General features: G+C 42.5%; 17 protein-coding genes. 16 read left to right on the forward strand and 1 reads right to left on the reverse strand.

Annotated elements, in window-relative coordinates; all coding sequences use genetic code 11:
• Positions 1–163 precede the first annotated feature (163 nt).
• Positions 164–649 (forward strand): LURP-one-related/scramblase family protein, encoded by a 486-nt coding sequence (locus tag D8852_RS03760; RefSeq protein ID WP_125424656.1) that lies wholly within the window; start codon positions 164–166, stop codon positions 647–649.
• Positions 650–669: 20 nt separating this feature from the next.
• On the forward strand, positions 670–3288 hold the full coding sequence (gene alaS, locus D8852_RS03765) for an alanine--tRNA ligase (RefSeq protein ID WP_125424657.1): 2619 nt from the start codon (positions 670–672) through the stop codon (positions 3286–3288).
• Positions 3289–3375: 87 nt separating this feature from the next.
• Here the strand turns inward: alaS and D8852_RS03770 are convergent, their stop codons facing one another.
• Positions 3376–4824, reverse strand: coding sequence for an alpha-amylase (locus D8852_RS03770; RefSeq protein WP_125424658.1), 1449 nt, complete (start codon positions 4822–4824; stop codon positions 3376–3378).
• 272 nt (positions 4825–5096) lie between these two features.
• Between D8852_RS03770 and D8852_RS03775 the strand changes: the two genes are divergently transcribed.
• From D8852_RS03775 to D8852_RS03840, 14 genes are all read left to right on the forward strand, one after another.
• Complete coding sequence (locus D8852_RS03775) at positions 5097–6260, forward strand: class I SAM-dependent rRNA methyltransferase (protein ID WP_185755574.1); 1164 nt, start codon at positions 5097–5099, stop codon at positions 6258–6260.
• Positions 6257–6934, forward strand: a complete 678-nt coding sequence (gene aroD / locus D8852_RS03780; RefSeq protein ID WP_125424659.1) for a type I 3-dehydroquinate dehydratase — start codon at positions 6257–6259, stop codon at positions 6932–6934. The genes D8852_RS03775 and aroD overlap by 4 nt, the downstream gene beginning before the upstream one ends.
• Complete coding sequence (locus tag D8852_RS03785) at positions 6924–7778, forward strand: shikimate dehydrogenase (RefSeq protein ID WP_125424660.1); 855 nt, start codon at positions 6924–6926, stop codon at positions 7776–7778. The genes aroD and D8852_RS03785 overlap by 11 nt, the downstream gene beginning before the upstream one ends.
• Positions 7779–7796: 18 nt before the next feature.
• The gene (gene aroB / locus D8852_RS03790; protein WP_125424661.1) at positions 7797–8864 is read left to right on the forward strand and encodes a 3-dehydroquinate synthase; all 1068 of its coding nucleotides are present in this window, start codon (positions 7797–7799) and stop codon (positions 8862–8864) included.
• A gap of 9 nt (positions 8865–8873) precedes the next feature.
• Entirely contained in the window at positions 8874–10040 is a 1167-nt protein-coding gene (gene aroC, locus D8852_RS03795) for a chorismate synthase (protein ID WP_042902123.1), read from the forward strand.
• A 9-nt stretch (positions 10041–10049) separates the two neighbouring features.
• A complete protein-coding gene (locus D8852_RS03800; protein ID WP_042902124.1) occupies positions 10050–11153 on the forward strand; it encodes a prephenate dehydrogenase in 1104 nt (367 codons plus the stop codon).
• Positions 11154–11163: 10 nt separating this feature from the next.
• Positions 11164–11502 carry a YlbF/YmcA family competence regulator gene (locus tag D8852_RS03805; protein ID WP_042902125.1) on the forward strand — a complete coding sequence of 113 codons (339 nt, stop codon included), beginning with the start codon at positions 11164–11166 and terminating at the stop codon, positions 11500–11502.
• A 90-nt stretch (positions 11503–11592) separates the two neighbouring features.
• Positions 11593–12876 carry a 3-phosphoshikimate 1-carboxyvinyltransferase gene (gene aroA / locus D8852_RS03810; protein ID WP_125424662.1) on the forward strand — a complete coding sequence of 428 codons (1284 nt, stop codon included), beginning with the start codon at positions 11593–11595 and terminating at the stop codon, positions 12874–12876.
• Positions 12869–13345: a shikimate kinase gene (locus D8852_RS03815; protein WP_044020550.1), complete on the forward strand. Its 477-nt coding sequence runs from the start codon at positions 12869–12871 to the stop codon at positions 13343–13345. Before aroA ends, D8852_RS03815 begins: the two co-directional genes overlap by 8 nt.
• A complete protein-coding gene (pheA, locus tag D8852_RS03820) occupies positions 13342–14190 on the forward strand; it encodes a prephenate dehydratase (RefSeq protein WP_125424663.1) in 849 nt (282 codons plus the stop codon). Before D8852_RS03815 ends, pheA begins: the two co-directional genes overlap by 4 nt.
• Positions 14187–15482 (forward strand): LCP family protein, encoded by a 1296-nt coding sequence (locus D8852_RS03825; RefSeq protein WP_125424664.1) that lies wholly within the window; start codon positions 14187–14189, stop codon positions 15480–15482. Before pheA ends, D8852_RS03825 begins: the two co-directional genes overlap by 4 nt.
• 147 nt (positions 15483–15629) lie before the next feature.
• Positions 15630–16466, forward strand: a complete 837-nt coding sequence (locus D8852_RS03830; RefSeq protein WP_125424665.1) for a LicD family protein — start codon at positions 15630–15632, stop codon at positions 16464–16466.
• A complete protein-coding gene (locus tag D8852_RS03835) occupies positions 16463–17431 on the forward strand; it encodes a glycosyltransferase family 2 protein (protein ID WP_125424666.1) in 969 nt (322 codons plus the stop codon). The genes D8852_RS03830 and D8852_RS03835 overlap by 4 nt, the downstream gene beginning before the upstream one ends.
• 21 nt (positions 17432–17452) lie before the next feature.
• On the forward strand, positions 17453–19612 hold the full coding sequence (locus D8852_RS03840) for a LicD family protein (protein ID WP_125424667.1): 2160 nt from the start codon (positions 17453–17455) through the stop codon (positions 19610–19612).
• The last annotated feature ends 30 nt before the right edge of the window (positions 19613–19642 follow it).

A 19642-nucleotide genomic window follows, 5' to 3' on the forward strand; every position in this document is an offset into this window, starting at 1 on the left:
CAGAGAAATGGCGGTGCTGCGAGCCATCTAAGGTAGGAAGTCATGCTACTCAATCACACAATTGCATAAGAATAAGAGAATGACAAGTTCATTGAATGAAGGTGGTACCGCGGTTTTTCGCCCTTCGTGATGTGAGCTTGTCTTTTGATTTTTGGAGGTGTTTATGAAGACATTTCTCGTGAAACAAAAGTTTCGTCTTGGGGGCGAACGCTTCGATATCAAGGATGATAGAGGAGTAGTGAACTATCAGGTGGAGGGATCTTTCTTCCAAATTCCTAAGACCTTTACCATCTATGACGCCTATGGTGAGCAAGTCAGTGAGATTAGTAAAGAATTCTTCACCTTGCTTCCTCGCTTTACTATTCAGCTACGGGACGGGTCAAATTTCGTCATTCGTAAGAAGTTGACCTTTTGGCGAGATAAGTATGAGTTTGACAATCTAGGGCTTCGTATCGAGGGCAATATCTGGGATTTGAATTTCAAATTGCTAGATGATCGTGAACAGCTTGTCGCCGAGATTCGGAAAGAAATTTTCCATTTGACCTCAACTTACACCGTAACCGTCTATGAAGACTCTTATGCAGATTTGGTCATTTCCCTCTGTGTCGCGATTGACTATGTGGAGATGCTGGAAAGCCAATCAAATTAAATAAGTAATAAGGAGATATTATGAAACAACTATCTAGTGCTCAAGTTCGCCAAATGTGGCTAGATTTCTGGGCAAGCAAAGGCCACTCTGTAGAACCATCAGTCAGCTTGGTTCCTGTAAATGACCCAACTCTTTTGTGGATCAACTCTGGGGTAGCAACCCTTAAGAAATACTTTGACGGAACTATCAAACCTGAAAATCCGCGTATTACCAATGCGCAAAAAGCAATCCGTACCAACGACATCGAAAACGTAGGAAAGACTGCGCGTCACCATACCATGTTTGAAATGTTGGGGAACTTCTCTATCGGTGATTACTTCCGTGACGAAGCCATCACTTGGGCTTATGAACTCTTGACAAGCCCAGAATGGTTTGATTTCCCAGCTGAAAAACTCTACATGACCTACTATCCAGATGATAAAGATTCTTACAACCGCTGGATTGAAGTAGGAGTGGATCCAAGTCACTTGATTCCAATCGAAGACAACTTCTGGGAAATCGGTGCTGGACCTTCTGGACCTGATACAGAAATCTTCTTTGACCGTGGAGAAGCTTTTGACCCAGAAAATATCGGTATTCGCCTGCTTGCAGAAGATATTGAAAACGATCGTTACATCGAAATCTGGAACATCGTTTTGTCACAATTTAACGCAGACCCTGCTGTTCCTCGTAGCGAGTACAAGGAATTGCCACACAAGAACATTGATACGGGTGCTGGTTTGGAGCGTTTGGTGGCGGTTATCCAGGGGGCTAAGACAAACTTTGAAACTGACCTCTTCATGCCGATCATCCGTGAAGTTGAGAAATTGTCAGGTAAGGTATATGACCAAGATGGCGACAATATGAGCTTCAAGGTCGTCGCTGACCACATCCGTTCTCTTTCATTCGCTATCGGTGATGGTGCTCTTCCAGGAAATGAAGGTCGTGGCTACGTTCTTCGTCGTCTGCTCCGTCGCGCTTCTATGCATGGTCAAAAATTGGGTATCAACGAGCCTTTCCTTTACAAACTCGTTCCAACTGTTGGAAAAATCATGGAAAGCTACTACCCAGAAGTCCTTGAAAAACGTGACTTTATCGAAAAAATCGTCAAGAGCGAGGAAGAGTCATTTGCCCGTACCCTTCACTCAGGTCAACACTTTGCAGAAACCATTGTAGCTGATTTGAAAGCGAAAGGTCAAAACGTTATTGCGGGGCAAGATGTCTTCAAACTCTACGATACATACGGATTCCCAGTTGAATTGACAGAAGAAATCGCTGAAGAAGCTGGGATGACTGTCGACCGTGAAGGTTTTGAATCAGCCATGAAAGAACAGCAAGAGCGTGCGCGTGCGTCAGCTGTCAAAGGTGGCTCAATGGGGATGCAAAATGAAACCCTCCAAAACATTACAGTGGAGAGTGTCTTTAACTACAATGCCAGTCAATTGTCTTCTAAATTGGTCGCTATCGTAGCGGACAATGCTGAAGTAGAAGCTGTTTCAGAAGGCACTGCTTCCCTTATCTTTGCAGAGACTCCATTCTACGCTGAAATGGGTGGACAAGTAGCTGACCACGGTCAAATCTTGGATGCTGAAGGAAACCTTTTGGCTAATGTGACAGATGTTCAAAAAGCACCAAATGGACAAGCTCTTCATACGGTTGAAGTTCTTGCTCCTCTTGCTTTGAACCAAGAATACACCTTGGCTATCGATACCAACCGTCGTCATCGTGTCATGAAGAACCACACAGCCACTCACTTGCTCCATGCGGCTCTTCACAATATCCTTGGCCACCATGCGACACAAGCAGGATCTCTGAACGAAGTAGAATTTCTTCGCTTTGACTTTACTCACTTCCAAGCCGTAACTCCTGAAGAGTTGCGCGCCATTGAACAAGAAGTCAATGAGAAAATCTGGGAAGCAATTGCAGTAGAAACTGTTGAGACGGATATTGATACCGCTAAAGAAATGGGTGCTATGGCCCTCTTTGGTGAGAAATACGGTAAAGAAGTCCGTGTTGTGACCATTGGTGACTACTCTGTCGAACTTTGTGGTGGTACCCACGTTGGCAACACTTCTGAGATTGGTCTCTTCAAGATTGTCAAAGAAGAAGGAATCGGTTCAGGTACCCGTCGCATCTTGGCAGTGACTGGTAAGGAAGCCTTTGAAGCCTACCGTGAACAAGAAGACGCTTTGAAAGCCGTCGCAGCAACCTTGAAAGCACCTCAACTCAAGGAAGTACCTCATAAAGTTGAAGGGCTTCAAGAACAACTCCGTCAATTGCAAAAAGAAAATGCAGAGTTGAAGGAAAAAGCCGCGGCTGCAGCTGCAGGTGATGTCTTCAAGGATGTTAAGGAAGTCAACGGACACCGTTACATTGCTAGCCAAGTTTCTGTATCAGATGCAGGTGCCCTTCGTACCTTTGCGGATAACTGGAAACAAAAAGACTACTCTGATGTGCTTGTCCTAGTTGCCGCTATCGGTGACAAAGTCAATGTTCTTGTAGCTAGCAAGACAAAAGATGTGCATGCAGGAAATCTTGTCAAAGAATTGGCTCCAATCGTCGATGGACGTGGTGGTGGTAAACCAGACATGGCCATGGCAGGAGGAAGCAACCAAGCGAAAATCCAAGAATTGTTGGATGCAGTAGCAGGTAAATTGTAAGAAAACAAAGATCTATCCACTTGGGTAGGTCTTTTTGTGCATACAAAAAAGCCAAATCCAGTTGGATTTGACTTGTAACTGATAGGTTTATTTTGTTGCCCAGACACTGACTGAACCCGCTGCTACTGGAAATTCTCCATAACCTTCAGCATTGATTGTAACTTGTGCTGGATGATTTTCAAGGAGATCAACAAAGATTTGGTTAGCCCATTCTTGACCAACAAACATAGATTTGCTGTTTTCTTGGTCATTTGAAATCAAGACTGCGATTGGAGATTGGTTTTCAGCGCCTGAACGTACCCATCCAATACAGTTGGCATCATCAAAGTAGTCTGTTTGCTCTCCATAGGCCAAGTTTTTTCGGATGGCTAGGAGACGGTCAAGAACTTCTCTGAAATCTTGTTGGGCGTATTTTCCTGAGATACCGTAGTAGTCTCCGTAAAAAACACATGGAAGTCCATCTTGACGTAAAAGAATAAGCGCATAGGCAGCTGGCTTGAACCATTCTTCAACAGTAGACTCAAGGGCTTGGCCTCTTTGGGTATCGTGGTTGTCAACGAAAGTGACAGCCTTGTCAGGCTTGAGTTCAACCAAGCTATCGGTAAAAATACTACGAAGGTCGTAACTTGCTCCAGCCCGACTAGCTTCAAAGAGGTTTTGGTGGAGGCGAACATCGACAAGGTCAAAACGTTCCTCTGTTTTCTCGAGATAGTCTAGATTTGCTTCCTTGTCTGGATTCCAAAATTCAGCAAAAACATAGAAATCTTCGCCGTATTTTTCCTTCATATCACGGATGAAATTGCCCATAAAGAAGGAGTCGATGTGCTTAACGGCATCCAAGCGGAAACCAGCTACACCAGTCGTTTCCATGAACCAGTCAGCCCAGTCATAGATGTTTTGGATGACTTCAGGGTGCTTAAAGTCTAGGTCGGCATACATAAGATAGTCGTAGTTTCCGTTTTCGTTATCGACCAATTCCTCATTTGCCCAACCTTTATTGTCCCCCTGAATCAGGTAAATGCCAGACTTACGGCGTTTGGCATCGTAGTCTGTACCAGTAAAATGGTACCAGTGCCAGTGGAAGTCATTGTAGGTGTCTTGGCGACCATCGAAGGTGAAGTGGGTCCATCCGTTGATAGTAAAGGGCTCACTTAGTTGAACTGTACGGTCCTCAGGGTCCACTTCAATAACCTGAAAGGCCTCCATGTGATCAGCGGCAGCCTTGTGATTGAGCACCACATCGGCCATAGGTTGGATTCCATGCTCCTTGAGAGTCTGAATCGTTTGAAGGTAGTCTTCTTTAAACCCATACTTGGTGCGGACAGTCCCTTTTTGGTTAAATTCACCTAGGTCAAAAAGATCGTAAACACCATAGCCTACATCTTTTTCGTTGGTTGCCTTGAAGGCAGGTGGCATCCAGACATGGCTGATACCAAGGTTTGCTAGGTGTTGAGCATCTTCAGCCAGACGCGTCCAGTGTTGTCCGTCGTGGGGCAGATACCACTCAAAGTATTGCATAAGTGTCTGATTTTTCATTGTTTTTCCTCTTGCTTATCAATGTTGTGTTTTATTCTACCATAAAGTTTAGAACTAGGCAAACGTTTGCGCAAGATTCTATACTCATTTCTGAAATTGTCTATTTTTAGAGCTTGTCCGCCTTCTTTTCATTGCTGGGAAAAGAGGGTTTAGGATAAAGAATGACATGACCAAACTTATTTTAACAAAAATTACACTAAGTAAACGAAAGTACAGCTGGTTAAACGGTTTCTTTTTTGAGAATTGTCATAAAATTTGTTATAATAGTAGCTATGAATAGAATTAGGGTCAGCAGACGTGTTGAAAAAAAGCTAGCTAAGGGTCTAGTTCTTTTGGAAGCAAGTGATTTAAGAGATATTGATTTGACGGATCAGGCAGTAGAAGTTCTTAGTCAAGACGGAAAGTTTTTAGGGAGTGCCTATCTTTCTCAGCAGAACAAGGGAATCGGTTGGTTCATCAGCAAGGAAAAGGTTCGTTTCAATCAAACCTTTTTTGAATCTCTGTTTCGCAAGGCAAAGGAAGCTAGAAAGCCTTATTATCAAGATGACTTGACTACCGCCTTTCGCCTTTTTAATCAAGAGGGGGATGGTTTTGGTGGTCTGACCGTTGATCTCTATGGAGATTATGCTGTCTTTTCTTGGTACAACTCCTTTGTTTACCAGATTCGTGAGCTGATAGTAAAGGCTTTTAAGGAAGTTTTTCCTGAGGTCTTGGGGGCTTATGAGAAGATTCGTTTTAAAGGTCTAGACTACGAGTCTGCTCATGTTTATGGTGAGGAAGCGCCAGATTACTTTACTGTTCTTGAGAATGGGGTACTCTATCAAGTTTTTATGAATGATGGCTTGATGACAGGGATTTTCCTAGACCAGCATGAGGTTCGTGGGAGTCTAGTTGACGGTCTAGCCATGGGCAAATCCTTGCTCAATATGTTTTCCTATACGGCTGCCTTTTCAGTTGCTGCAGCTATGGGAGGCGCTAGTGAGACGACTTCTGTCGACTTGGCTAAACGGTCGAGAGAGTTGTCAGAGGCTCATTTTCAGGCAAATGGATTCAGCACAGACAATCATCGTTTTATCGTTATGGATGTCTTTGAATACTTCAAGTATGCTAAGCGAAAAGGCTTGACTTATGATGTGATTGTTCTTGATCCGCCAAGCTTTGCCCGCAATAAAAAACAAACATTTTCTGTAGCTAAGGACTATCACAAGTTGATTTCCCAAAGTCTAGAGATTTTAAATCCGGGAGGCACTATCATTGCTAGTACCAATGCTGCCAATGTTTCCCGCCAGAAATTTACAGAACAAATTGATAAAGGTTTTGCAGGAAGAAAATATCAGATCTTAAACCAATATGGTCTTCCAGCAGACTTTGCCTATAATAAAAAAGATGAAAGCAGTAATTACCTCAAGGTGATTAGTATGAAGGTTAGTAGATGAAATTAGTCGTTTCAGTAATGCCAAGAAGTTTAGAGGAAGCGCAAGAACTGGATGCCACAAGGTATGAAGATGCCGATATCATCGAATGGCGTGCGGACTTTCTTGCAAAGGACGCTATTTTACAGGTAGCACCCGCTATCTTTGAGAAATTTGCAGGACGCGAACTTGTCTTTACCCTTCGGACTCGCGCTGAGGGAGGAGAAATCGAACTTTCCTCAGAAGAGTATGTTCAAATCATCAAGGAAGTGACCCAACTCTACCAACCAGACTATGTGGATTTTGAGTATTTCAGCCACAAGGATGTTTTTGAGGAAATGTTAGATTTTCCAAATCTCGTTTTGAGTTACCATAATTTCCAGGAGACACCTGAAAATATGATGGAAATCCTGTCGGAGTTGACCAGTCTCTCTCCAAAGGTGGTCAAGGTATCAGTTATGGCCCATACGGAGCAGGATGTTTTAGACCTGATGAACTACACACGAGGATTTAAAACACTCAATCCTGAGCAAGAGTACGTGACCATTTCCATGGGGAAAATGGGCAAGGTATCACGCATTACTTCAGATGTGACGGGTTCAAGTTGGTCATTTGCTAGTCTGGATGAAGCGAGTGCCCCAGGTCAGATTTCATTGGCTAACATGAAAAAAATCAGGGAGATTTTGGATGAAGCTTGATGGCTATACACGTTTAGCTGCAGTTGTTGCAAATCCCATTAAACACTCTATTTCACCCTTCATCCATAATAGGGCCTTTGAGGCGACAGCTACCAATGGTGTCTATGTAGCTTGGGAGATTGAAGCGGGTGACTTGGCAGAAACAGTTGCCAATATTCGCCGTTACCAGATGTTTGGGATCAACCTGTCTATGCCTTACAAGGAGCAAGTGATTCCTTATCTGGATGAGTTGAGTGATGAGGCTCGTTTGATTGGGGCAGTCAACACAGTTGTCAATCATAATGGCACTTTAATTGGATATAATACAGATGGCAAGGGATTCTTTAAGAGCTTGCCTTCTTTTACAATCTCGGATAAGAAACTGACCATTCTGGGAGCAGGTGGTGCGGCCAAATCCATTTTGGCGCAAGCTATTTTGGATGGCGTCAGTCAGATTTCAGTCTTTGTGCGTTCTGTTTCCATGGAAAAAACAAGACCTTATCTAGACAAGTTGCAGGAGCAAACAGGATTTAAAGTGGATTTGTATGCTTTAGAAGATGTTTCTGAACTGCAAGCACGGATTGCCGAGTCAGACCTGCTTGTCAATGCGACTAGTGTAGGGATGGATGGCAAATCATCCCCAGTTCCTGAAAGCATAGTCTTATCAGAAACTCTCTTGATGGCAGATATCATTTACCAACCCTTTGAGACACCATTTTTGAAATGGGCTAGAAGCCAGGGCAATCCAGCAGTCAATGGCCTGGGGATGTTGCTCTATCAAGCTGCTGAAGCTTTTCAACTGTGGACAGGTAAAGAAATGCCGACAAATGAGATTTGGCAGTCCTTAACAGAAAAATACCAATAATGAAAAGGAGACCCTACTATGAAAATCAGAATCGATATTCCGCATCATCCTTATGATATTCAGATTGAAAAAGGTTGTCTAGCTCAGGCTGGTCAATGGTTGCGAGAACTCTGGCAACCTCAAAAAGTGGTTATCGTAACCGACAACCATGTAGCCTCTCTCTATGCAGAGAAGGTTAAACTCAGCCTAGAAGATGCTGGTTTTCAGGTAGCTGTTTTTGACTTTTTAGAAGGCGAAGAACGAAAAAATTTAACCACTGTTCAGAAAGTCTATGAATTTCTAGTTAAGCAGGGGTTGACTCGTAGCGATGGGATCGTGGCTCTTGGTGGTGGTGTCGTTGGAGACCTGGCTGGTTTTGTGGCCTCTACCTATATGCGGGGCATTCACTTTGTTCAGATTCCGACTAGTTTGACTGCTCAGGTTGATTCTTCTATCGGTGGAAAGACGGGGGTCAATACTCCATTTGCTAAAAATATGGTGGGAACTTTTGCCCAACCAGATGGGGTTCTGATTGACCCGCTTGTCCTTGAAACACTCGGGAAAAGAGAGTTGATTGAAGGGATGGGTGAGGTTATCAAGTACGGCTTGATTGAGGATCCAGAACTGTGGGCTCTCTTAACAGAACTGGATGGCTCTGTTGAGAGCGTTCTGGAACATGCAGAGACCTTGATTGAACATTCTTGTCAGGTGAAGCGCAAGATGGTGGTCGAAGATGAGTTGGACAATGGTGTCCGCCTTTACCTAAATTTTGGGCACACTATTGGTCATGCTATCGAAGCGACTGCCGGTTATGGCAAGGTTATGCATGGTGAGGCTGTGGCCATGGGAATGGTGCAGATTTCCAAGGTTGCTGAGGGAAAAGGCCTTATGCCAGCTGGCATAACTCAGTCCATTACAGCTATGTGTCAGAAATTTGGCTTGCCAGTTGATTATGAAAACTGGGATGTTGACAAGCTTTATCAGGCTTTGACTCATGACAAGAAGGCACGTGGCAACACCTTGAAATTGGTCTTGGTACCAGAGCTTGGTTCAGCGACCATTCACCCAGTTTCTCTGGAAGAGATGAAAGACTACTTGGTAAAATAAGGAGAACGAATGAGATATTTAACTGCAGGAGAATCACACGGTCCCCGTTTGACGGCAATTATTGAAGGAATTCCAGCGGGCCTTCCTTTAACAGTAGAGGACATCAATGAGGACCTTAAACGCCGTCAGGGTGGCTACGGTCGTGGTGGTCGTATGAAGATTGAGAGTGACCAGGTTATCTTTACTTCGGGCGTTCGTCACGGGAAGACGACAGGGGCTCCTATTACCATGGATGTTATCAATAAGGACCACCAGAAATGGCTGGATATCATGTCTGCTGAGGACATTGAAGACCGACTTAAAAGCAAGCGGAAAATCACTCATCCTCGTCCAGGACATGCCGATTTGGTTGGGGGGATCAAGTACCGTTTTGATGATTTGCGAAATTCTTTGGAACGTTCATCAGCTCGTGAAACAACCATGCGGGTGGCAGTTGGGGCAGTAGCCAAACGCCTATTGGCTGAGCTTGATATGGAGATTGCCAACCATGTCGTGGTCTTTGGTGGCAAGGAAATAGATGTACCTGAAAATCTGACAGTGGCCGAGATTAAGGAACGAGCTGCCCAGTCTGAAGTTTCTATTGTTAACCAAGAGCGGGAACAGGAAATCAAGGACTATATTGACCAAATCAAGCGTGATGGTGATACTATCGGTGGAGTTGTGGAGACAGTCGTCGGAGGCGTTCCAGTTGGTCTTGGCTCTTATGTCCAATGGGACAGAAAATTAGATGCGCGATTGGCCCAAGCAGTTGTCTCTATCAATGCCTTTAAAGGAGTGGAATTTGGTCTTGGGTTTGAGGCTGGTTACCGAAAAGGTAGCCAGGTTATGGATGAAATTCTCTGGTCAAAAGAAGACGGCTATACTCGTCGTACCAATAATCTAGGTGGTTTCGAAGGTGGTATGACCAATGGGCAACCTATCGTTGTTCGAGGTGTCATGAAACCCATTCCCACCCTTTATAAACCACTTATGAGTGTGGATATCGAGACTCACGAACCCTATAAGGCAACTGTAGAGAGAAGTGATCCAACTGCTCTTCCAGCAGCAGGTGTGGTCATGGAAGCCGTTGTAGCAACAGTTCTAGCACAAGAAATTCTTGAAAAATTCTCATCAGATAATCTTGAGGAATTAAAAGAGGCAGTTGACAAGCACCGAGACTATACAAAGAACTATTAAGGAGTCTTTATGGCAAAAACCATCTATATCGCAGGTCTCGGTTTGATTGGTGCTTCGATGGCGCTCGGTATCAAGCGTGATCATCCGGATTATGAAATTTTAGGTTATAATCGCAGTCAGGCTTCGAGAGACATTGCCTTGGAGCGAGGAATGATAGACCGTGCAACGGATGATTTTGCCAGTTTTGCTCCTCTGGCTGATGTCATCATTCTGACCTTGCCAATCAAGCAGACCATTGCATTTATCCAGGAGTTGGCAACTATAGACTTGAAAGAAGGCGTCATTATCTCAGATGCTGGTTCGACCAAGTCAGCCATTGTGGAAGCAGCTGAGCAGTATTTGGCTGGTAAGCCTGTTCGCTTTGTTGGGGCCCATCCAATGGCTGGTAGCCACAAGACAGGAGCTGCATCTGCTGATGTTAATCTCTTTGAAAATGCCTACTATATCTTTACTCCATCGAGTTTGACCACTCCAGAAACTCTTTCAGAAATGAAGGACCTACTTTCTGGTCTCCATGCTCGCTTCATTGAAATTGATGCTAAGGAGCACGATCGAGTAACTTCACAGATTAGCCATTTTCCCCATATCTTGGCATCAGGTCTCATGGAGCAGACAGCTGTCTATGCTCAAGAACATGAGATGACAAGGCGCTTTGCGGCGGGTGGTTTTCGAGATATGACACGGATTGCAGAGAGTGAACCAGGTATGTGGACCTCTATTCTCTTGTCCAATCGCGAGACCATCCTAGAGCGGATTGAGGATTTCAAGGAGCGCCTAGATGAGATTGGTCAGGCTATTAGCAGGGGGGAAGAAGAGCATATTTGGAACTTTTTCAACCAAGCGCGTGAGCAACGTCAGGCCATGGAAATCCATAAGCGTGGTGGTGTGGATAGCTCTTACGACCTCTATGTTGACGTTCCCGATGAAGAAGATGTTATCTTGCGGATTTTGGAATTGCTACGTGGTACTTCCTTGGTCAATATCCACATTAATGAAGAAAACCGTGAGGATGTTCACGGGATTCTCCAAATTTCCTTTAAAAATGCTCAGGATCTGGAACGAGCTGAGCGCTTAATTTCAGAAAATACGGACTACACAGTCGTCATCAAATAAGGAGAAAATCATGTCAAATATTTACGATAGTGCAAATGAACTCAGTCGCGGTCTTCGCGAATTACCAGAATACAAGGCGGTCAAGGCGGCAAAAGATGCCATTCAAGCAGATGAACAAGCCAGCAAGATTTTTGCAGATTACCTTGCCTTCCAGCAAGAAATCCAAGTCATGGCGCAAACGGGACAAATGCCAGACGCCTCTTTCCAAGAAAGGATGCAGTCTTTCAGTAAGCAAATCCAAGAGAACGCTCTTTTGTCAGATTTCTTTACCAAACAGCAACAATTGTCCATTTACCTTTCAGACATTGAAAAAATTGTCTTTGAGCCTGTTTCAGAATTGTTGAAATAGTATTTTATCTGTATAAAAGCCAGAAATTTCAGGAATTTCTGGCTTTTTTGTGATAAAATAAGAAAAAGTATTGCAAGTATGAGGTCAACTATGAAACTAAAAACAAACATTCGCCACTTACATGGCAGTATCCGAGTTCCAGGTGACAAGTCTATCAGTCACCGTTCGATTATTTTTGGAAGTTTGGCTGAGGGAGAAACCAAGGTATATGATATTTTGCGTGGAGAGGATGTACTTTCAACCATGCAGGTTTTTCGTGACCTTGGTGTTGAAATTGAGGACAAAGATGGGGTTATTACCATTAAAGGTGTTGGAATGGATGGCTTAAAAGCTCCGCAAAATGCCTTGGATATGGGTAATTCTGGCACCTCGATTCGCCTGATTTCAGGTGTCCTTGCTGGTGCGGATTTTGAAGTAGAGATGTTTGGAGATGATAGTCTTTCTAAACGTCCTATGGATCGTGTGACGATTCCACTGAAAAAAATGGGCGTTAGCATTTCAGGGCAAACAGAGCGAGACCTGCCCCCTCTTCACTTAAAAGGGATGAAAAACCTAACACCTATTCACTATGAGTTGCCAATCGCCTCTGCGCAAGTCAAGTCTGCCTTGATATTTGCAGCCTTGCAGGCTCAGGGGGAGTCCGTTATTATCGAGAAAGAATGTACTCGTAACCACACCGAAGATATGTTGCAACAATTTGGTGGCCATTTAAGTGTGGATGGTAAGAAAATCACAGTTCAAGGACCACAAAGACTGACCGGACAAAAGGTAGTTGTTCCAGGAGATATTTCCAGTGCAGCCTTTTGGTTGGTCGCAGGTTTGATTGTTCCAAACTCTCGTGTAGTGTTGCAGAATGTTGGTATTAACGAAACGCGTACCGGTATTATTGATGTCATTCGTGCCATGGGAGGAAAACTAGAAATAATTGAAATCGATCCTGTCGCTAAATCAGCAACACTGACTGTCGAATCTTCAGACCTCAAAGGAACGGAGATAGGTGGATCCTTGATTCCACGCTTGATTGATGAATTGCCTATTATTGCCCTTCTAGCGACCCAAGCGCAAGGTGTAACGGTCATTAAGGATGCTGAGGAACTCAAGGTAAAGGAAACCGACCGCATTCAAGTGGTGGCAGATGCCTTAAATAGCATGGGAGCGGACATCACTCCTACAGCAGACGGGATGATTATCAAAGGGAAATCAGCCCTTCATGGCGCTAGAGTCAATACGTTTGGTGATCACCGAATTGGAATGATGACAGCTATTGCAGCCCTCTTGGTTGCGGATGGAGAAGTGGAACTTGACCGTGCTGAAGCCATCAATACCAGCTATCCTAGCTTCTTTGATGATTTGGAGAGCTTGATTCATGGCTAAGGTATTACTTGGATTTATGGGGGCAGGCAAGTCGACAATCGCTAGAGGCTTGGACCCAGACTACATCGATATGGATACCTTAATTGAGGAACATTTGGGCATGTCCATTGCGGATTTCTTCGCTGAAAAAGGAGAAGTGGCCTTTCGCCAAGTAGAGTCAGAAGTCCTAGCTGACTTACTAAAAACTGACCGAGTTGTGTCAACTGGCGGAGGGGTTGTCATTTCTCAGCGAAATCGTGACTTGCTTAAAACCAATCCTGATAACATCTACCTAAAAGCAGATTTTGAAACCCTCTACCAACGTATCGCAGCTGATAAGGACAATCAGCGCCCGCTCTTTCTTAACAAAAGTAAGGAAGAACTAGCAGCTATTTTCCATGAAAGACAAGCTTGGTATGAGGAAGTAGCCAGTCGGGTTCTAGATGTGACCAAGTTAAGCCCAGAGGAAATTATAGAGGAACTGAGATGAAAATTGCCTATCTAGGTCCCAAGGGATCTTTTTCGCATCATGTTGTGCAGACAGCTTTTCCCAAAGAGAAATTGCAGGCTTTTGCCAATATCACAGATGTCATCAAGGCCTATGAACAGGGCTTGGTGGACTATTCTGTGGTACCAGTTGAAAACTCCATTGAAGGTAGTGTCCATGAAAGTTTGGATTACCTTTTTCACCAGGCTCGCATCCAAGCAGTTGCAGAAATCGTTCAACCCATTCACCAACAGCTGATGGCAGTTCCAGGTCAGTCAAAAATTGAGAAAATTTTTTCTCATCCTCAGGCTCTGGCTCAAGGAAAGAAATTCATAGAGGCGCATTATCCAGAAGCCCAGCTTGAAGTGACGGCAAGCACAGCCTATGCAGCCCGCTTTATTGCTGAACATCCAGACCAACCTTTTGCGGCTATTGCCCCTAGAAACTCTGCTGCAGAGTATGGTTTGGAGCTGATAGCAGAAGATATCCAAGAAATGGAAGCCAATTTCACTCGTTTTTGGGTTTTAGGGTCCGAGATTCCCACTATCCCTTTGCAATCACAAACTGAAAAAATGAGTTTGGCCTTAACCTTACCGGACAATCTTCCCGGTGCTCTTTACAAGGCACTTTCGACCTTTGCTTGGAGAGGGATTGACTTAACAAAGATTGAAAGTCGCCCCCTTAAAACAGCCTTGGGAGAATACTTCTTCATTATCGATGTAGACTGTAGTGACAAGGAACTGGTTCATTTTGCCAGACAAGAACTAGAGGCCATTGGGATCCAGCACAAGATTCTGGGAACTTACCCGATTTTTACCATAACTGATATAGAAAAGGAGTGTCAATGAGCAAAGAAAATCCTTTAAGTCATCACGAGCAGTTACGTTATGACTATCTCTTCAAAAATATCCATTACCTCAACGACCGTGAACGGAGGGAGTTTGATTATCTGCAACAGAAAATGGCAGGTCCCAATTCTGAAGTTCACCATTTCCACCAAGAAGAAAAAGAAGAATCTTGGGGTAGAGATATTGATCTTCCGACTTATGGCAGTAGAAGCCGGTCTAAGAAACGTGAAAAGGTAGCTCCTCAACCTAAAGTCAAAAAGAAAAAGAGAAGAATTCGCTTCAAACGAATACTGACTTGGTTCCTGCTGTTGATTACCTGTGTGCTTGCAGGGATGATTTTTATGTTTCTTCGAGGCTTCCAGTCAGCAGCCAATCCAACAAATAAGCCAGCTGACGCCAAGGCAGCTCAAGTAGAGGTCTTTAACGGTCAGGATACCAAAGATGGTGTGAATATCCTAGTCATGGGTACAGATGGTCGGATTGGTCAAAATAGTGCAGAAACTCGTACAGACACGATTATGGTGTTGAATGTTAGTGGCTCGGATAAGAAAATCAAGCTAGTCAGCTTCATGCGTGACAACCTAGTCTATATTGATGGCTACAGCCAGATTGTGAATGGCAAGAAACAAACGGATAATAAACTAAATGTTGCCTATGAACTCGGGGAACAAGAAGGGCAAAAAGGGGCAGAAATGGTCCGCAAGGTTCTAAAAGATAATTTTGATTTGGACATTAAGTACTATGCCCTAGTGGATTTTCAGGCCTTCGCAACTGCTATTGATACACTATTTCCTGATGGGGTGACTATAGACGCTAAGTTTTCAACGTTAAATGGCCAGCCCTTAACAGAAGCTACAGTTGGAGATGACCTACATGCAACAGAAACCGAATCACCAACTCAAACGATTCGTGCTGGCAAGCAACAAATGAATGGCTCAACCTTACTTAACTATGCCCGCTTCCGTGATGATGATGAGGGAGACTATGGCCGTACCAAACGTCAGCAGCAAGTTATGTCAGCTGTTCTTGAGCAAATCAAGGATCCAACCAAACTCTTTACAGGATCAGAGGCACTTGGAAAAGTATTTGGAATGACTTCTACCAACCTACCATATACCTTCTTACTGACCAATGGCTTATCAGTTATCGAAGGTGCACAGAATGGTATCGAAAGACTCACAGTGCCAGAACTTGGCGATTGGGTAGATGCTTATGATGTCTACGGAGGACAAGGTCTACTTGTCGACCAGAACAAATACCGGACTAAACTCGCCCAAATGGGAATGAGATAAGATGTAAATAAATAAAAATCAAAGCTTCATTCACCAGTAAAAATGGTGGATTGGGCTTTGATTTTTTACGGTATCTGATGGATTTTTAAGGCTTTTTTATGGTATAATAAAACGATATAACTCGTTATTGGACAGAAGAGGAGAGACATGAGTGATTTGAAAGCGATTCAGGCTCGTAGTCTGGAAATGGCTGAATATTTCGTCGCATTTTGTAAAGAACATAATTTGTTGTGCTATCTCTGTGGTGGTGGGGCTATTGGTGCCCTTCGCAACAAGGGCTTCATTCCTTGGGATGATGACCTAGATTTTTTCATGCCTCGCAAGGACTATGAAAAGTTAGCCGAACTATGGCCTCGTTATGCAGATGAGCGTTATTTCTTGTCAAAGAGTCACAAGGACTTTGTAGACCGTAACCTTTTTATTACTATACGTGATAAAGAAACAACTTGTATCAAGCCTTATCAGAAGGATTTGGATTTGCCACATGGTTTGGCTTTGGACGTTTTGCCTTTAGATTATTATCCTAAAAATCCAGCTGAGCGTAAGAAACAGGTTCGTTGGGCCTTGATCTATTCCCTTTTTTGTGCCCAAACTGTTCCAGAAAAACATGGTGCAGTCATGAAATGGGGAAGTCGTATCTTACTCGGTTTGACTCCCAAATCTCTACGTTATCGCATTTGGAAAAAGGCTGAAAAAGAAATGACCAAGTATGGTCTGGCTGAGAGCGATGGAATCACGGAATTATGCTCGGGGCCTGGCTACATGCGAAACAAATATCCAATCGCATCCTTTGAGGACAATCTCTTCTTGCCATTCGAAGGAACAGAGATGCCCATTCCAGTCGGCTATGATGCCTATCTCAACACTGCTTTTGGGGATTATATGACACCGCCACCAGCAGACAAGCAGGTACCACATCATGATGCGATTATAGCAGACATGGACAAGAGCTACACAGAGTACAAGGGAGAATATGGGGCATGATGGAAGAAAAAATTAGCGTCATTGTTCCAGTCTACAATGTAGAAGCCTATTTGGAGCGATGTGTGGAGTCGATTCTTCAACAGACTTATGCCCATTTTGAGTTAATCCTAATCAATGATGGTTCTACTGATTCCAGTGGACAGATCTGTGATCACTTAGCATCTCGGCATGAGAATATCAAGGTTTATCATATCGAAAATGCTGGAGTCTCAAATGCGAGAAATATGGGAATTCAGCTAGCGACGGGTGCTTGGATCACCTTTATTGATAGCGATGATTTCGTTACTAAAGATTATCTAGTTACTTTAGCTAGTGCAATTGAGGGGGAAAATATAGGCTTTGTAATCGCTCCTCTACACCATATCAAAAATGGAATTGTGACAGATTTACCTCCTCATTCTGGAAAAACAGAACTCTGGTCAACAGAAGAAACCATGAAGGAACTACTGATGACTACCAGAACGTCATTTTTTCCAGTTGCAAAACTGTTTAAGAGAGACCTGCTTGCGGATGAAAAGTTTAATACAAATTATCACCTAGCTGAAGATGCCTTGTTTTTAACTGAATTGCTACTAAAGACAAGATGCAGTAGCGTATTTATTGACAAACCTGTTTATTACTATGATCATCGTGAGGGAAGTGCAACAACATCTGTTAATCAGCATGTATTTGATACGATAGAAGTTTATGAAAAAATAATCGCCCAGGTTTCACAAGCCTTTCCTAATTTAAAATATGAATTAAAAAATAGAGAATGTTGGTCGTATATCACAGTTTACGATAAAATCATATTTACTTCATCTGAACAGTACCAAAAGGAGAAAGCCGAGCTGAGGACTTGGATTGTTCAGCATCGACACGAAATATGGAAGGATGCTTATTTCACTACTTTTCGCAAGGTAGCGATCCTTTCACTTGTCGTTTCTCCATGGCTATATAAGAAAATTGTTGGATTAAAAAACTAATATCATGAGAAGGAGTTGAAAATGAATTTTTCAAAAATGGATGAATACTTTGAAAAATCAAAACTATGGATTGCATATCTGTTTGTTTTCATTTCGATTTTAAGTATGAGTTCACTGGTTTATAAGATAGCAAATCCAATCTATAAGGGATTGTCAGCGATTGTAGTGCTTTATATTTGCTATACTTTATTGTTTAAGTGGAAAGAAATCACAGCAGATCGTAAATTTCTATCCTTATTTGGACTCTTAGCTGGAAGTCATCTGCTATCAGCTGTTTTCAATCGCTCTGGACATCTGATTGGAAATGTGATTGAAATCCTCTTCATGGTAACCTATGTTTTATTATTTACTATGTTACAATCAGGGCAACTTAAAAAATTATTTGACTGGGTTACCTATACTATTCAAATCATTTCTTTTTCTTCCGCAATCTTTGCATTTGGTTTATTGGTAAGTAGAGTCCTTATCCTATTTAAGATTGGCGAACAATCTTATTATTATGGTGTCATGAATGGACGTCTGTGGGGAATTGTCAATCCAAATGCTAGTGCGATATTTTCATACATTAGCATTATTTTAGCTATGTATTTGATCCACAAAGGAAGTAAATATTCTGTTTATCTTAAACTGAACAATGTGATTCAATTAGTCTACTTTGCTACTATGCAAAGTAGAGGAGCCTTACTTTCTTTACTCCTCATGGTTGGACTCTATAGTTTCTTTGCCACTAGAGGAAGTATCGTTAAACGATTTCTTACTTTTATAGTTGCTGGTTTGCTGATTACTGCAACCAACATTGGATTAAGCTATGCAACCTCAATCTATATCGCATCTGAAACTGCGACTGTTTTTGACTTAAACAAAGGACAATCCTATGCTGAAACAGATTCGTCCGTCACTAAGAAGAACGGTGAACTCCATCTGATCGAAACAACACCAAGTGGTAGAACCTATATCTGGAAAAATGCCATCAAGATGGGAAGTGCCAAACCAATTTTTGGTTATGGTGTACGGAATGTTCCAGATTACTACACAGAATATTTCAGTAAATTTGAGATTCAAAACTCCCTTATCGGTGGGAATTTCCATAACATTTTTGTGACCATATTTGTCAGTTCGGGAGTTCTAGGCTTGGTATCCTTCCTTCTTATACTGGCTTATGTCATCAAGCGCTTTTTAACGTATTTGATTGTGTCCAAGAAAAATACTGACAAATTGATTATGATTCTTTTCTTCGGTATCTTGTTTGGTCAGTTGTTTGAAAGTCAGATTATGTACTCTACCAACTTTATCAATATCATCTTTTGGTTGGCAATCGGTTATGGACTAGTGGTTTGTAAACGAGATGAAGGAGTTCGGTATCAAGAAGTAACAGATGTCAGTGAAATTCAACAGATGGAACTTGGAATCATGGAATATATTCATGAAGTTTGTCAGAAAATTGGGGTCAAGTATTTCTTAGCATATGGAAGTCTAATTGGTGCTGTTCGCCATAAAGGTTTTATCCCTTGGGACGATGATATGGATATCTGCATGCTAAGAGAAGACTATGAGAAACTACAAGATTACCTTATCGCTCATCCTGATGAACGTTATGAAGTCATGTCTTATAAAAATAATCTTAACTATGTCTATCCCTTCATGAAAGTGCAGGATAACCATACCTACTTGCTCGAGGAAGATGTACGAATTGATTCCAATATGGGAATTTATGTGGATATTTTCCCTGTAGATGGTTATGAAGATGATGCAGACTTTAAAAACAAGATGACGAAACTCATAAAGAAACGTCAATTGAGTTGTTACACTTTTAAAGGAATTACTAATACAAAAAGTCTACTAAATTCTTTAATTCGTTATATTTCTGTTGTCATTTTCTATTTCACAAATACGAATAAGTATGTTGAGCAAATTGATGAGCTTGCTAAATCTAGAGCAGTTGCTGACTACGAGCAAGTTGACTATTTGATTTACAAGGATATGAATAAGCCAGTTTGGAAACGTGAGTGGTTGGAACAAGTGATTGTGGGAACATTTGAAGGCAAGGAATTTATGATTCCAAAACACTACCATGAAATTTTGACCTCTGACTATGGAGATTATATGCAATTGCCCCCTCTTGAACAGAGAGTATCTCACCATGATTTTAAACTGTGGAAAATCACTAAAAGTTCTAAGTAAGCAAATCGCAGTTAGAAATCGTTTAAAGAA

This window comes from Streptococcus mitis (genome assembly GCF_003942695.1).
GTDB lineage: Bacteria > Bacillota > Bacilli > Lactobacillales > Streptococcaceae > Streptococcus > Streptococcus mitis_BD.